This window comes from Chroococcidiopsis sp. CCALA 051, assembly GCF_003015105.1.
Classification (GTDB): Bacteria; Cyanobacteriota; Cyanobacteriia; order Cyanobacteriales; family Chroococcidiopsidaceae; genus Chroococcidiopsis; species Chroococcidiopsis thermalis.
In genome coordinates this window covers 1-14,345 of sequence record NZ_PYCI01000088.1, presented here as the reverse complement: position 1 = coordinate 14,345, position 14,345 = coordinate 1, and the positions used below count along the sequence as shown (strand labels likewise).

The 14,345-nt window shown below is 42.7% G+C and carries 13 protein-coding genes; all 13 read right to left on the bottom strand.

The features are described from left to right. Positions 1–5: 5 nt before the first annotated feature. Complete coding sequence (locus C7Y66_RS19875) at positions 6–1,232, bottom strand: glycosyltransferase family 1 protein (RefSeq protein ID WP_106546912.1); 1,227 nt, start codon at positions 1,230–1,232, stop codon at positions 6–8. A 71-nt stretch (positions 1,233–1,303) separates the two neighbouring features. Further along, a complete protein-coding gene (locus C7Y66_RS19870) occupies positions 1,304–2,554 on the bottom strand; it encodes a glycosyltransferase family 4 protein (protein WP_106546911.1) in 1,251 nt (416 codons plus the stop codon). 39 nt (positions 2,555–2,593) lie between these two features. Continuing rightward, entirely contained in the window at positions 2,594–3,352 is a 759-nt protein-coding gene (locus C7Y66_RS19865) for an FkbM family methyltransferase (protein WP_106546910.1), read from the bottom strand. Between the two features lie 4 nt (positions 3,353–3,356). Then, the gene (locus C7Y66_RS19860; protein WP_106546909.1) at positions 3,357–4,526 is read right to left on the bottom strand and encodes a glycosyltransferase family 1 protein; all 1,170 of its coding nucleotides are present in this window, start codon (positions 4,524–4,526) and stop codon (positions 3,357–3,359) included. Between the two features lie 22 nt (positions 4,527–4,548). After that, entirely contained in the window at positions 4,549–5,766 is a 1,218-nt protein-coding gene (locus C7Y66_RS19855; protein ID WP_106546908.1) for a glycosyltransferase, read from the bottom strand. A gap of 22 nt (positions 5,767–5,788) precedes the next feature. Beyond that, complete coding sequence (locus C7Y66_RS19850) at positions 5,789–6,868, bottom strand: glycosyltransferase (RefSeq protein WP_106546907.1); 1,080 nt, start codon at positions 6,866–6,868, stop codon at positions 5,789–5,791. Between the two features lie 48 nt (positions 6,869–6,916). Continuing rightward, a complete protein-coding gene (locus tag C7Y66_RS19845; protein WP_106546906.1) occupies positions 6,917–8,083 on the bottom strand; it encodes a glycosyltransferase family 4 protein in 1,167 nt (388 codons plus the stop codon). A gap of 79 nt (positions 8,084–8,162) precedes the next feature. Next, on the bottom strand, positions 8,163–9,257 hold the full coding sequence (locus C7Y66_RS19840; RefSeq protein WP_106546905.1) for a hypothetical protein: 1,095 nt from the start codon (positions 9,255–9,257) through the stop codon (positions 8,163–8,165). Positions 9,258–9,282: 25 nt separating this feature from the next. Continuing rightward, complete coding sequence (locus C7Y66_RS19835; RefSeq protein ID WP_106546904.1) at positions 9,283–10,944, bottom strand: glycosyltransferase family 4 protein; 1,662 nt, start codon at positions 10,942–10,944, stop codon at positions 9,283–9,285. Between the two features lie 47 nt (positions 10,945–10,991). After that, on the bottom strand, positions 10,992–12,155 hold the full coding sequence (locus tag C7Y66_RS19830) for a DegT/DnrJ/EryC1/StrS aminotransferase family protein (RefSeq protein WP_106546903.1): 1,164 nt from the start codon (positions 12,153–12,155) through the stop codon (positions 10,992–10,994). Continuing rightward, entirely contained in the window at positions 12,148–13,122 is a 975-nt protein-coding gene (locus C7Y66_RS19825) for an SDR family NAD(P)-dependent oxidoreductase (RefSeq protein WP_106546902.1), read from the bottom strand. Before C7Y66_RS19825 ends, C7Y66_RS19830 begins: the two co-directional genes overlap by 8 nt. A 5-nt stretch (positions 13,123–13,127) precedes the next feature. After that, on the bottom strand, positions 13,128–13,823 hold the full coding sequence (locus C7Y66_RS19820; protein WP_106546901.1) for a DapH/DapD/GlmU-related protein: 696 nt from the start codon (positions 13,821–13,823) through the stop codon (positions 13,128–13,130). After that, positions 13,796–14,345 (bottom strand): DegT/DnrJ/EryC1/StrS aminotransferase family protein (locus C7Y66_RS19815; RefSeq protein ID WP_199197530.1); only part of this gene is annotated, 550 nt, incomplete at its 5' end. The genes C7Y66_RS19820 and C7Y66_RS19815, both read right to left, overlap by 28 nt.

The window sequence follows — 14,345 nt, the reverse complement described above, 5'->3', positions numbered from 1 at the left end:
CCTACTTATTGGTTAAACTTTTTAACTTTCGATGTAGATTGATTTTGGTTATCGGTACTGATTTTATCAAAACTAGTTTGCACTCGTTGCAAAATACCAACACGTAATGGACTCTTTCTAGCGACCGCAGCATAAAATTTCAGATAACGAAGGGCTACATCTGATTTAGAAAAACGAAGGTCTTTTGCAGTTTGACTGAGAGGTTTTTCTAAAGCATTAATCATTGCTTGAGAGAGATTTTTTACTGGATCTCCTTGCAGGTCAAAGTAAGTACAGTTAGAAGAACCAATCTCCCTAAATACTGGGATGTCAGAGCAAACTATCTTACAAGAAAAATGTATAGCTTCTGCTAGAGGCAAACAAAAACCTTCTTGCGACGAAGGGGCAATAAACATTTCACAATTTTGATACAGCCAACATAATTCACTATCTTCGATAGAATCAAGCAGTAATACCAGTTCTTGAAGGGAAAGTCGATTAATTAACTGCTGAATTTTTTCGGTTTCAGGTCCATTGTTGCCCACAATAACTAGTTTAGTCGTATTTTTTAAATACTTGTTTTTAATTAACGACCAAAAAGCTTGAATTGCTAAGTTAATATTTTTATTACTTCGATGTTGAGCAATACTTAATAGAAAAGAATCGCGATCGCTAAGTGGTAAGTGAATTGACGAATTAGATTTTAAGCCTTCCAAACTCACGTAGTTATAAATAACAGTTACTAGTTTGCGTAGATGAAGATTTGGAAAATATAATTTTAAGCTGTTTGCAGTAGATTTAGACACGCAAACTAGACCATCGCTATTTGTTATACATTGCTTGAGAAATAGGCGGTTGAAAATTGCATTTGGATATCCAAAAACTTCAGGTTTTTCATAAGGATATAAATCGTGAATCGTAGAAATCACAGGAGATGAGAACAGCTTTCTTACAAAGGGGAAAGGAAATGACATATAAACTAAGTCAGGCAAGAGACGGTTAGCCAATTTTGGTAAACCGAATAAAAACCACATATTTCTTGCCAACGCACTATTCTCAATATCTATTGCGATTAAATTAATCTTTTTGGAGTTAAAAAAAGTTTTAAAATAATGCTTCTGCCATGCTCCTACTATCAAAGTTACTTTAGTGACCTCTTTTGTATCAGCTAAGCATTGAGCTAAATTTGCGGCGTGTCTGCAAACACCAGTTGGTTTGGAAGGTCTGTGTAAAGCAGCAATGAGAATATGCATATTGAGATGCTCCCTTAAATATGTATTGCCATGTATCAGACGTGACTCTAAGAGGCACGGGATTTTAGGAGCTATTTAGTCATTCTGGCTCCTGGCTTCTGACGCTTGACTTCTGCATAAAGCTTGTTCAAATCTTCGCCGACAGCGTTCCAGCTATAGTTTTGACTGACTCGCTTCCGTCCGGCAAAACCCATACTAATTCTCAGTTCTGGATCTTTAACTAAGTGAATCATACTTGCTGCGAGGTCGCGTACAGCTTGATAGGGTTCGAGAGCTGGAACCTTAAAACCAGTCTCATTTGTAACTTGAATTGCTGGACCTCCTAAATCCAAACAGAGAACGGGACGACCTGCTGCCATTGCTTCCATACATACCCATCCTCCAGAATCATGCAAACTGGGATGAACTAATACGTGGCAATCTTTTAAGAGGTCTAAAGCTTTTTCACGCGGTAATTTACCCCAGAATTTTACTTTGCGATCGATACCCAAATCTCGTGCTAGAATTTGCAGGCGATCGCATTCCGGTCCTTCTCCCACAATCCAGTACTCTGTATTGGGTAAGTTTGCTTGAGCGAAGGCACGCAGTCCCAGATGAAAGCCTTTCCAGTGTAAAAGCCTACCGACACTGATAAACCTTACTGGTGTCTCGTCAGGTATTTCATATTGAGTCAGAAGCGCCATATCTTCTTCAGGTAATCCGAATCCTGGCAAGATTTGTACCTGCTTTGCGCCTATTTTATACAGCCGCTCGGCTGTATCTTTAGTTGTTGCTCTGACTACAGTACTCTTTTTGGTAGTCAGATGTACGAAGGGATCTATCTCTCCCAACTTGCGAATTAAGTTGCGGGTAATTTCGTAAATTTTGGCTTTCCAACTAAAATCTTCCCAGAAGGTATTTGGCGCAGACTCTCCACCTCCTACTGGTCCCCAGATGAAGGGGGATGGTAGCAAAGATAGAAAGCAAGGATTGCAATACTTCATAAAAGTAACATGGTGCGTCAGATCAAAGCCAATTTTCTGATGCAGGCGACGAGCCACAAAATATGCTTGAATTTGCCATAAGTAATAATGCAATTGCATTCCGCCAGAGTGTCCCCATCGACGGCTATCGTACCAAAAGGGAAGAGTGAAATAAATAAAGTGAAGATTGGGGATGGGGTTGCGTGCTAGTTCTGCCTCAATCTCGTTCTGGCTTTCATCAGGTCGAGTGAGTACCCAAACTTCGTGATATTTGGCAGCCTCGCGAACAATATTCCAACCGATACCAGGCTCGGAACCCATACCTGGTTCGCAGGAGTATGCAGATATTAATATTTTCATGTTCGGGTGCGGGAGTAAGGTTATAAAATTTTTTGTTAACTAACTTTGGGAAGGCTGGAAAATAAAGTTGCAGATATAGGTTTTTCCTAGAGAGGATAACCCGGCATAATTCTCGATGTTTTGGTGTTTTTTGAGAGAAAAGTTATCTAAACTCTTAAGCTCTCCATCTAGCAAGAAGAAACCTTTGTAACCTAAAGCTAGAATCTTCGCAAATATCTCAGAAATATCGCAATCTGGATGATGTTTTTGTTCGATTTCAATCAAAAGATTTGGGCGTTGAGTTATCAATAAATTTTTGGCTCCATCAATTGTAGCTGCTTCATGCCCTTCTACATCAATTTTGATAAAGCCAACGTTTGTATGACCTTGCTCGTCAAGTGTTTTTAATGGAACTTGATATGTTTTACTACCTTGAGGAACAGCTTTTTCTTCTAAGCTTCCAAGTTGGTCGTATAAAAAGTTATCGACAAGTGGGATTGATAGATTTGCTTGTCCCGAACGATTGGAAAGAGCGATCGCGTAGACGCTCACATTGGAACGAGCCGATTTATGAATAAATTCTGCTAGTTCTGGATTGGGTTCGTAAGCAAAGACATGGCGCGAAAGCCGAGCTAGAAAATAAGTATAAATTCCTTTGTTTGCCCCAATGTCAATACTATTTTTCTGGCGATCGACCAGCGATTTCAGTATTTTTAACTCAGGCTCACCTTTACGGTAATGCATCGCAGCCATTAAGTGAATAACAGCCGAAGGGGGTAATGTTCTTCTAACTAAATCTTTTGTAGACATTACAATCATTTTACTACTTCCTCCCCGTTGTAATTTTTAAGTAATTATTAGAAACAATCCGATCGCTAGACGATCTGGTACTTAGTAATTCTTCATAAACTTTAGCTACTTGCTCTGCTGTTTTCTCCCAGGTAAATGACTTAACTCTATGCAAACTTTTGTTTACAAGGTCTTGGTAGTACGTTAGATCTTTTTGCAAACAAATTACTGCGTCTGCAATTTCTATCGGATTGTTTGGGTTAACTAAAATCCCAGCATCACCAACAACTTCAGGCATAGCAGAGGCATTAGAAGTAATGACAGGAGTACCGCAAGCCATTGCTTCTAAAATAGTGATTCCAAATCCTTCGTGTAATGAAGGAGCAATTAGAACATTAGCAGCATTATATAACTGTATTAAGGTCGATTTATCCGGTTTTCCAAAATATTTAATCCATTTAGTTAAGTTATGACTTTGGATAAACTCTTTTTGCTCGGTGTTAAAATCAGCTCCTACTTTCCAGAATTGTATTGGCAAACCTTTTTGAACTAAAAATGCTACTGCTTGTAAAATATTAGAAATATTTTTACGGGGATGATTTACGCCAACATTTAAAAGACAAAATGTTTCCTTGTCAATTCCCTGTCGAGCGCGAAATGACTCAACTTCTACTTTAGGTAGAGGTCTAAATATGGCTTCAACAGCGTTAGGAATGACACTAATACGCGCTGGCTCAATATTTAATATTTGAGTTGTATCTTTAGCGGTTGCACTAGAAACAGCAATGATGCGATCGGCATATTTCATGCCTTTAACTGCATAGATCCAAGCATTTCTACTAACTAGCGGTAATTGTACCGAACCTTTAAGATTATCGCGGTAGAAAAAGTTAATCAGGTCGTGACAAGTGACGATCGCAGGTTGACCAGTCTGTTTTAACCAATAGACGAGATGAGCATCACAAGGTTCGATAATATGAAAAATATCGGCTGTTTGCTGTTTAACTCTACGAGGATAGCGCCAGAAACGTTCGTAATATTTCTGCACTCTCAGCAACCAGGAAGAATTATTGCGATCGAAAGAACGCGGTGCTAATTCAATAATTTCCCAATCGGGACGGACAGCTTTGAGTCCTGAAATTAAACCGTTGGTATGGACATCAATGCTAAATTCAGCCATTGTTCGTGCGATCGCGACGCGCATTTTTAAACCCCTTACTCAGTTATCAGTTATCAGCGATCGGCGATCGCTCTCTATTCCCTACTTCCCATTCCCTCAATGTTTGCCATAGTTGAAGCGATCGCGCTGCAATTCGTTCGTGCGAGTAGTGCTGTTGCACTCTGTTCAAACAGTAATTTTTTACTTCTTGTCGCCAATTTGAGTCGCAAATTAGCCGCTCTAAAATTGCTGCTAATCGATCTGCGTCTTCTTCTGGAAATATCAAGTCAGATCGTCCGATCGCGTGTGGAATTTCGCCACTGCTAGAGCCGATAACAGGTACACCCATTGCCATTGCTTCAATTAATACATGACCGAACTGTTCTTTCCAGGTGGGAGTTGTGCGTGAGGGAAGTACGAGTACGTCAAATTGCGCAATTGCGATCGGTGCTGCTTCGTGTCGTACTGCTTTTTCCCAAATTACCAAGTCAGCAATCTGCTGTTTTTCTGCTTCCTGACGCAAATCTGCTTCACTCGTACCAGAACCGCAGAGAATGACGCGACAATTGAAACCCCGTTGTCGCAGTTGACTCACGGCGGTAAATAAGATGTCTATTCCTTTTCCCGCAACAAATCGTCCTAAAAAACCGATATGAAACTCTTGGCGATCGCCTTGGGATAATTGCGGCGCGAATAAATTCGTGTCTACTCCCATCTGAGGCATAATTGCGATCGCTCTTGTATATCCCCAATGACGCAATAAATCGGCTCCTTCATGATTCCCTGCAATAATGGCGCTGGCTGAATTCAGTACAAATTGACGTACCCAACGGCGAAATCTAGGTAGGTTGCGATCCATATTTTCCCACCCAAATACAACTAATTGCTTGCCTGTTATTCGCGTCCAAATTGCTAGCTCAAACGCACACATTGAGAAAACTTCTTCTTCGACTTGTACTATGTCAGGTTGAAAATCGTCCAGCACTTGCCAAACTCGCCAAGGTGCGTAAATATGAGCGCCGCCACGACCAGCAAACAACACAGGTGCGCTGTAAATTTGAATTTTTGAGTACGGTGTTTCTAGTTCAAGTCGGCGATTCCATTCCAATGCTTTCCAGTTATTAGGAGCCAATAAACCGACTTCAATTCCATCAATTTCTGCGATCGCCTGAAGTTTTCCCTGATTTACACCTACTACATAAGCGTGGCTGACAAAAAGAACTCGCAGACAAGAGTTGGTTTTAAATTTTGTTTTATTGCTATGAATAGAATCTACTGTTTTCATAATATTTATTATGTATAAATAGTTATGCTTTACTACTAGATAACTTCGACCGATTTGCCTGCGCCTGAATTTTTGTAATTATCCAAGCGATCGCTTTGGGGCGAAAATGCGGTGCGTATAACCAAGCGATCGCTGGTTTTGCTAAAGCTAAAGGCATAAATCCCACCCAAATAAACCAGAGACTGTAGATCGATCTTTTTTGCCAATTAAAGTGCGAGTATTTCCAAAGCGAACGAATTCCCTGATAGACAAGTGAGAGAGGTCTATCTGAGGGGATCGGATGATTTTGAGGATCTAACCGTAAGGAAATAATCCGCGACCATAAACGTCCGATGGCTCGTTGTTCTAAATCTTTTGGTAATTTATATCCTAATTCGTTTGCTTTTTCTAATAGCAGGGAATAGTTTTGTAGATCGTGCCGGACAAATCTATGAAAGCGATCGCCTGTCACTGTAGCTAAAGCCCACTGATTGCTATTATGAATTCGGTACACACCTAAAGGTTCTTCAATCGCTGCTACTTCTCCATAAAAAGGAATTGAAATTGATAAGTAATCATCAGCAGTTAGTTTATATTCATCGGGAATCGGGAAGACTTGTTCTAGTGCTTTACGATTGAGTGCGTTGCCACTAGTAGGCGTGCTACCATAACCACCAACTTCTAGTAATCTGCGCCATACCTCGCCAGTCGATAATAATGCACCTTGCGGACAGGAATATCCTAGAGATCGACTAAAGGTATCCACTACATTTAAGCGGTAATGTACTTTAGCTAAATGTGGCTTCCAGATAGAAACTATGCGTTCGACAGTATGAGGAAAAAGATAATCGTCAGAGTCCAAGAAGATAATGATTTCGCCTTGACTTATTGCAAATCCACTATTAAAAGCGGCTGCTTGTTTGCCATTTTCTTGCAGAATAGGAATGATACGCTCGCCGTAACTAGCAATAATATTGCGAGAATTATCTGTAGATCCGTCATCGACAACAATGACTTCAGTATGAGGATAAGTTTGGCTTAAGGCACTATCAATTGCTTCTGCTAAAAAGCGATCGTAGTTATAGTTATTGATGATGATGCTAACTAATGGTTTAGTTTCCATAAATATAACTCTTAAAAGTAAACATATTAGCCCCTGAAATCTCCAGTTCTAATTTAGGTTGTCTACTAGCAATCTCTTCACGGTTCGCCCAGCTACTTTCCAGTTAAGTCGCGTCTGATATTCATTAAAAGCAGAAAGTGCCAAATTTTTGTATTCGTTATAATTAGTAAATAGATGGATTACATATTTACAGTACTCCGAAATATCGGCTTCTTTATCAAATGTTGCACCATTTAGACCTGTTTTAATAATTGTCGGAATTCCACCAACTTTAGTGGATAGACAAGGTACGCCTAGTGAATTAGCTTCGCATAAAACAATGGGCGAGCAATCTGCCAGTGAGGGCAAAATTAGAAAGTGAGATTCGCTAATGAGTTGATGAATTTTCTCTTGACCTTCGCGACTAGATTTCCTAATAAAACCCAAAGGTTTAACAAAACTAGGTAGAGAACCTTCTACAATAGGTTGAGAGCCAATAACTGTTAGCTCTGTACTCAAGCCTAAGTTATTTAACTCCTGAGCAACCTTAAGGGCAAGATCTCCCCCCTTACGGAACCAATCAACTCCAATAAATAGCAATTTACATGGATTTAAGGGTCTGGATTCAATTAAATCTTTAACTTCATAAAGAGTTTTACTACTTTCAATGTTTGCTCCAAAAGGCACAACTTTTACTTTTGCTGGATCGGCTTGATAATATTCAATAGCGGTTTGAGCTGCCCATTCAGATGAATAAATTGCTAGTTTAGATTTCTGGAGAGCAGTTTTTTCCATTAAATGTCCGTTGCTAATTGACTCTTGACATAGATTGCTATATTGGGGATAAAAATCTATTAAGTTAGCAAAAGTTGCATCTGCCCAGAAAATAATTGGCTGTTGGCATTCAAGATATGCGATCGGATCTACCGTGGCACTAAATATAATATTTGCATCACTTTGAGCTAGTTTTTTAGCAACCTGATTGGCGTAATTCTTAAGAAGTATTGGTTCCGTAGTTTTGATATAAGTTTTGTGAAAAAGCTCGTGATAGTGCCGCTTCAATTTTAGCCTAGCTTTCAACGTCAATTGATTTTTTAGAGAACCAATATACTCTATGTCGCTGGCGACCTGGTGCTTGAGTGACTGAGCTATGTAATAACCTGTTCCCGACCATTCATTACAGCCTTGCGTACCTAAAGAGCGAGCATTATAAGTGGTTGTGTATGCTATCTTCATGTTTTGTATAATCTTTAGACTTTAAAAAGTAATATTTTTGTATTTTTGTTATTTTACAAATATAAAACTCAAGTAAAAATTATTGTCTGCGACCTGAGATCGTTAAGCTACTTTTCCCGCGAACAGTTTTTTCTACAAAGTTGAATACCTGTGACTTTAGAAAGTAGTAACTCGGACGGAATGAAAGGAAAGAACGACGTGTATTAAAAAAGACTTGCTGTTGCCAAGGCGACATCGAACACCAATTTTTATAGGCTGGAATTGCACTATCGATCAAAAAAGTTTGCCATTTTGCCACCATTTGCTCCGATTGTGTTTCTTTAGCCCGTATCCACCCGTTTTCAACCATAGCGCGACGCATTTCCTTGTTATCTCGAAGGCGCTTGAGCGATGAAATCACCTCTGTTAAAGAAGTTGCTTCTAGATAATCGAGATCGCTTTTGCGCTCGGCTCGGAAGGCAGATTCATATCCTAAAATTGCTGGTACGCCAGCGTGCCATGCATTATATAATTTTGATGCAGGCTTGCCTCTAAAATAATTTTTACGACCAAATTCTCTGACAGCCAAGACGACATCGAGATCGCTGTAGTCATGCCAGGAATCGTGAAGAAGTTTCTTCTGAAACCGCAAGCCTAAAGCGTCTAGTTGCTCGTGCCAAAACTGACCGCGAAATTCAGAAACTAAATTTGTTTCATTTCCAATAAACGCAACATTTTCAAAAGTATCCCCACGCTGAGGATCGCGAGGAATCAGAGAAGATTGCGTCCAGTGAGGAATAAAGTAACTTTCCCAAAGTGTCAAAAATCTTCTGGGTATTGCTTGGTACGGATTTTGTACGACATGTAGTTGTGCGTAAGGATGCCGATCCACATCTGCTCGTAAGCAAACAATCAGTAATTTTGGACTTGGCTGTAGAGAATCATCCAAAAAATCACGGTGAGATAAAACAATTCCTTCATCAGGCATTGTTTGTACTAATTGGCAAGGAAATCCACGATCGTTGAGATAAAGATAAGTTTGCAATGTCCAAATACAACCGCCACCTGCCATCGGAGATATCGAACGGTGAAAAGATAGCCACTGCCAGAAAGACTGAGCGTTTTGTGGTAAGTTGCCAGCAGGTAATTTGCTGGGAGGAATATAAAAATAAATTGGTGGTAAGTTTTTAAGCATATTATTTGTAAAGATAAAAATTTAATTAACGTTTTCGTAAAGAACGCCAATGAGAGTAGTTACGGCGCAACAAGTAATAGCGCGATCGCAATTTTTCTGGGAGTAAAAAATTCAGATGATTATTACGAAAACCGTATTTTTTGACCAAGTTGAGCCACAACTGTAGCCGTTGTTTGAATGGCATTAGCGGCATATGCCAATGCATAACTGTTTTTATATCGGTTTGATTGACGCTTGGTAAGAAGATATCTGGCTCACCTAAAGACATCTCATCCACTAAATCTAAGGTCGCAGTTTTTTGAGGTAGAGCTACAACATAAGAATAAAGCTCGTTTAAAGCATTCTGCCAATGACTACCCCAATGAGTTGCGGCTATTTTATTTCTGGTGGCTTCCCCAAGCGATAGACGAAACTCTTCATCTTCAACTAAGCGGGACAAAACTGCTGTATACTCTTCTAGATCCCGCACTCGAATCAAATTACCAGTCAAACCAGGCATATCAGAGCCAAGAACGCCGCATAGATCGGAAGAGTATGGGTAGCGACTCACCGAGGGTACGCCGTAGCTGCCAGCTTCTAGTATGGATGTAATGGAAACGAAAGGAAATGAGTCAACATAGATGTCGGCAGCTTGATAAAATACAGCGGTATCTTTAGTTTCTCCCAAGACTTGAATTCTTCCCTGGGTTTGCTGGATCGCTGCCGACCAATCTTCGTCGCTATGACCTGGACCGATCGCAACCAAGATCGCTCGATCGTATCGCTTTAGTAATTCAACGTGAGCATCAGCAAAACTAACGCCATCAACCGTTTTATATTTAACTGCTCTGGCAATGGAGAGCAGCATGATACTGTTTTCGTCAATTCCAAGTTGTTGCTTGGCTTGCGATCGCGACAGTTTTCTACAAGCTGGTTCTAAAATCGTCGCAAGCAGCAGGTTACGCTTTGCCTCAATCCCTCGGCGCTGCTGAGATAAATGCATTCCAGACTCGCGGAGATTCGCGATCGCGTCACTGACAGCAACTCCTACCCAAAACCAATGGTCGCCGTGATTTGTATAGACAATTGCGGGAGATTGTGCTTTATTAGCAAATGCAATTGTTGGTACAACATCGTACTCCCAGGTATGTAGCACGACGATATCCGCTGTTGCGGCGCATTCGCGTAGCCTTTTGGCACGCGAGATAATTCCGCCATTGCGGTCGTTTAATACGTAAATCCTGCCCTGGCTATTGGCTACAGCATCTTTCAGGGTTTGAGGAATTTCGTTCAGTGCTTGCCTTGTCAAAGCAACTGAGTGCGATCGCTCGGTATCCTGTTGAATCCAGCGCCGCAAGAGTCTAGGTATACCGCCGATATCAGAAAGATGGGTAGATACGTGAAGTACGTGCTTCACCGTTTTGGGCAATGCAGTCTCCTTTTGAGGAGCGAAAGCGATTGGGATTGCCTTGCGTCCAATGGTAAGAAGGAGCTGCTCTAGTTCGGAGCTGACGAAAAAACCACAATGGTTCAACTGAGCGTAGTTAGCTGCAATCTGCCCGTACACCGCTGCTGCTTCGTAGTTGCCTTGCTGCGCTAAGTCTTTTGCTTGCGAGATCAGGCTGCGAAATGTCGCAAAGTTTTGTGGGATGAGCTGGCGACCTTCTGCTTGCCAAAGGCTGAGTGTTTTGTTAGCTAGTGTTTCCATATACTTTCTCTCGATCTGCTCCTGCTAGATTGCACTCAGCACAACACTTAAAGACAAACAGTTTTCAAAACCGCGATCGCCCGATCTTGCTCCAACTCGGTCATTTGGTGGAAAAGTGGTAAGATAATGGCGCGATCGGTAGCTCGTTCGCTTTCGATGAGGCGATCGCTACCACACGACCAAGCCTCAATTTGATATGCCGCTTCGCGGTGAGCGCACATAATCCCGCGTCGCGTCGAAATTCCTGCATCCAACATCGCCTGCATGACTTGCACCTGGTCGTACTGCTCCGGTAAGCGGACGCAATAGCTCTGCCAGTTACTTTGCGCCCAAACTGGTTCTGTTGGTAATTTCAATCCAGGCACGTCTGAGAGCTGTTCGTGGTATCGCTGTGCTAAGTAGCGGCGACGTGCGACAATTTCTGGTAAGCGTTTGAGCTGTTCCCGTCCCACTGCCGCTTGAATGTCAGTCATCCGGTAGTTGTAGCCCAACATCGGGTAAGACTCGAAAATCACTTGCTTTGCGCCGTGGCGGACAGTATCGGGAATACTCATGCCATGCTGTCGCCACAGACGAAACTGTTTGTCCCACTCAGGATTGCTGGTGGTTAGCATTCCACCATCACCGGTCGTAATTACCTTGCGGGGATGGAAGGAAAAACAGGCAATATCTCCGTGGGGTTTGCCGATTTTCTGCCACTGTCCTTCCCAGAGAATTTCACTGCCAATGGCGCAGGCTGCATCTTCGATAACTGGCAAATTGTAGCGACGCGCAACCTCCACAATCGCTTTGAGGTCGCAAGGCATTCCCATTTGGTGGACGACCAGAATCGCGCGGGTGCGCTCGCTCACCACTGCTTCAATTAAAGTCGGATTAATGTTGTATGTATGCGGCTCGATATCCACAAATACGGGGAGCGCACCGCAGTATCGGATACTATTGGCAGTGGCAATATAGGAATGGCTGACGGTAACTACCTCATCCCCAGGTTTTACCCCCACGGCTAACAAAGCTAGATGTAATGCCGTGGTGCAATTAGAAACCGCACAAGCAGACTTTGCCCCCACATAGGCTGCAAATTCCTGCTCGAAGGCAGCGACTTCGGGTCCTTGCGTCACCCAACCGGACAGAATCGCTCGCTTAGCGGCATCTGCCTCGGCTTCACCCATCCAAGGTTTGGCAATTGGAATATTCTGCATCTGCTCAGACATTGCTTGTTTCCTTTGCCAGCTTTTGTTCGCGCCACCATTTGACAAGCTGACATAACCCCTGTTCTAGAGAGATTTGTGCCTCAAAACCCAATAAATCTCTAGCTTTGCTGACATCTGCTAGTCGGCGCTGTACGGGGTTGACTTTGCGTTCTGCACCATATTCTGGCTGCAAATCCGCTCCCATGACTCTAGCCAAACTGTATGCAAGATCGTTCAAACTGCTTTCTACACCGCTAGCAATATTAAACACTTCGTCCGTCACATCGGCTTTAGCCGCCAAGATGTTTGCCCTGGCGATATCTTCGATGTAGACGAAATCCATTGTCTGCTTGCCATCACCAAAAATCAGTGGTGGCTGACCTGCGCTAATGCGTTCCATCCAGCGAATCAGCACTTCGGTGTAAACGCCATAAATATCCATCCGGGGACCATAGACGTTGAAGTAACGCAAGGCTACGTAGTCCAACCCATACATGTCATAGAAGCTGCGTAACAGTCCTTCGTTAAATGTCTTAGCTGCACCGTAAATCGTACGATTGTTGTAGGGATGGTGCGCTTCTGTGGTAGGAAATGCTTCTGCCATGCCGTAGATGGAGGCGGAGGAGGCGGCGACTACCTTTTTCACCCCAGCACTGACCGCAGCTTCTAGGACGTTGAAAGTCCCATCGGCGAGAACTTCCATTGCTAAGCGCGGTTCTTGAGCGCATTGAGTAATGCGGATCGCTGCCTGGTGGAAGACAATATCTACACCCTGCATGATATCAGCAAGCAGTTGGCGATCGCGGATGTCACCTTCGACAATGACTAAATGTCCGCGTTCTTGCGCTTGAGCTAAGTTTTGGCGCTGTCCGCGAGTAAAATTATCTAAGACAATAATTTCCGAGACTTCTTCTTTGACTAATAAGTCGGCAATATGGGAACCAACTAACCCAGCTCCACCCGTAATTAATACACGTTTATTTTGCATATGCTTTAATTGCTCTGTGATGGTTCATATCCTTCTCGCCAGCGTAAAAACCGAGCAGGAACGCCAGCAACGACGGCAAATGGTGGTACATCTTTGGTGACAACGGCTCCAGCACCAACAATACTACCTTTACCAATCGTTACCCCAGGAAGAATGACAGCATTCATCCCTATATCAGCTCCTGTTTCTACTTTTACCGATTTAATTTCCAGGTCGGTTTGAATAATTGGAACATCAATGGGGAATGCGGTATGAGTTGAACCAAGTACTTTTGCTCCTGGTCCCCATCCCACATAATCTTCAATTATCAAGTCACGCGCATCAAAGTAACTCTGCGGACCGATCCAAACGTAGTTACCGATCGCGCACTTGCCATCAAAGCGTCCTTGAATGTAACTTTGCGAACCAATGAAAACGCGATCGCCAATCTCAAATGTTTCTAAATGTTTGAAACCAACGCCACTACCAATCCGAATGCCATGACCGAATTGACGTGCCATTGTACGCCAAATAATTCGTCGCATTAACAAGTCAAAATCACCCTCGCCAATCGTGAAGCGATTGTACAATTCGAGTAATTGGTCATTACTGTACTGATGGCGCAAATGTTTTGCCATCCCCACTTCAAACTCTGGGTCTGGTTTCAGCTCTTGGGAGCCGTGTGTAGCTGGGACTACCCTACTTTTTGCCAATTCATACATGGAAGATTCTCGCGTACTACAGCACTTACAACTTCTAATTGGTTGAGAGCAAGTTCGGCATACATGGGTAAAGAAAGGACTTCCCTCGCTGCTCGTTCGGCGTGGGGAAAATCCCCAGGTTGATATCCTAATTCAGCGTAAGCTGGTTGCAGGTGTACCGGAATGGGATAGTGAATGCCTGTTTGAATCCCCTGCTTGTGTAGTATCTGTTGCAACCAATCTCGTTGGGGCGATCGCACGGCGTAGACGTGGTAAACGTGATAACTGTATGGCATGACAGCAGGAGTAGACACCTCCGAACTTGCCAGTAACTTATCATACTGAGCGGCGTGTGTTCTTCTTGCCTCTGTCCATTTGTCTAAATGACGTAACTTCACCCGCAAGATCGCTCCCTGGATGCCATCCATGCGGTAGTTATAGCCTTTGAGCAGGTGATGGTATTTCTGTTCTTGTCCCCAATCGCGCAGCATCCGCATTTTGCGCTCGTATTCGGGATTGTTGGTGACGACCATACCACCTTCA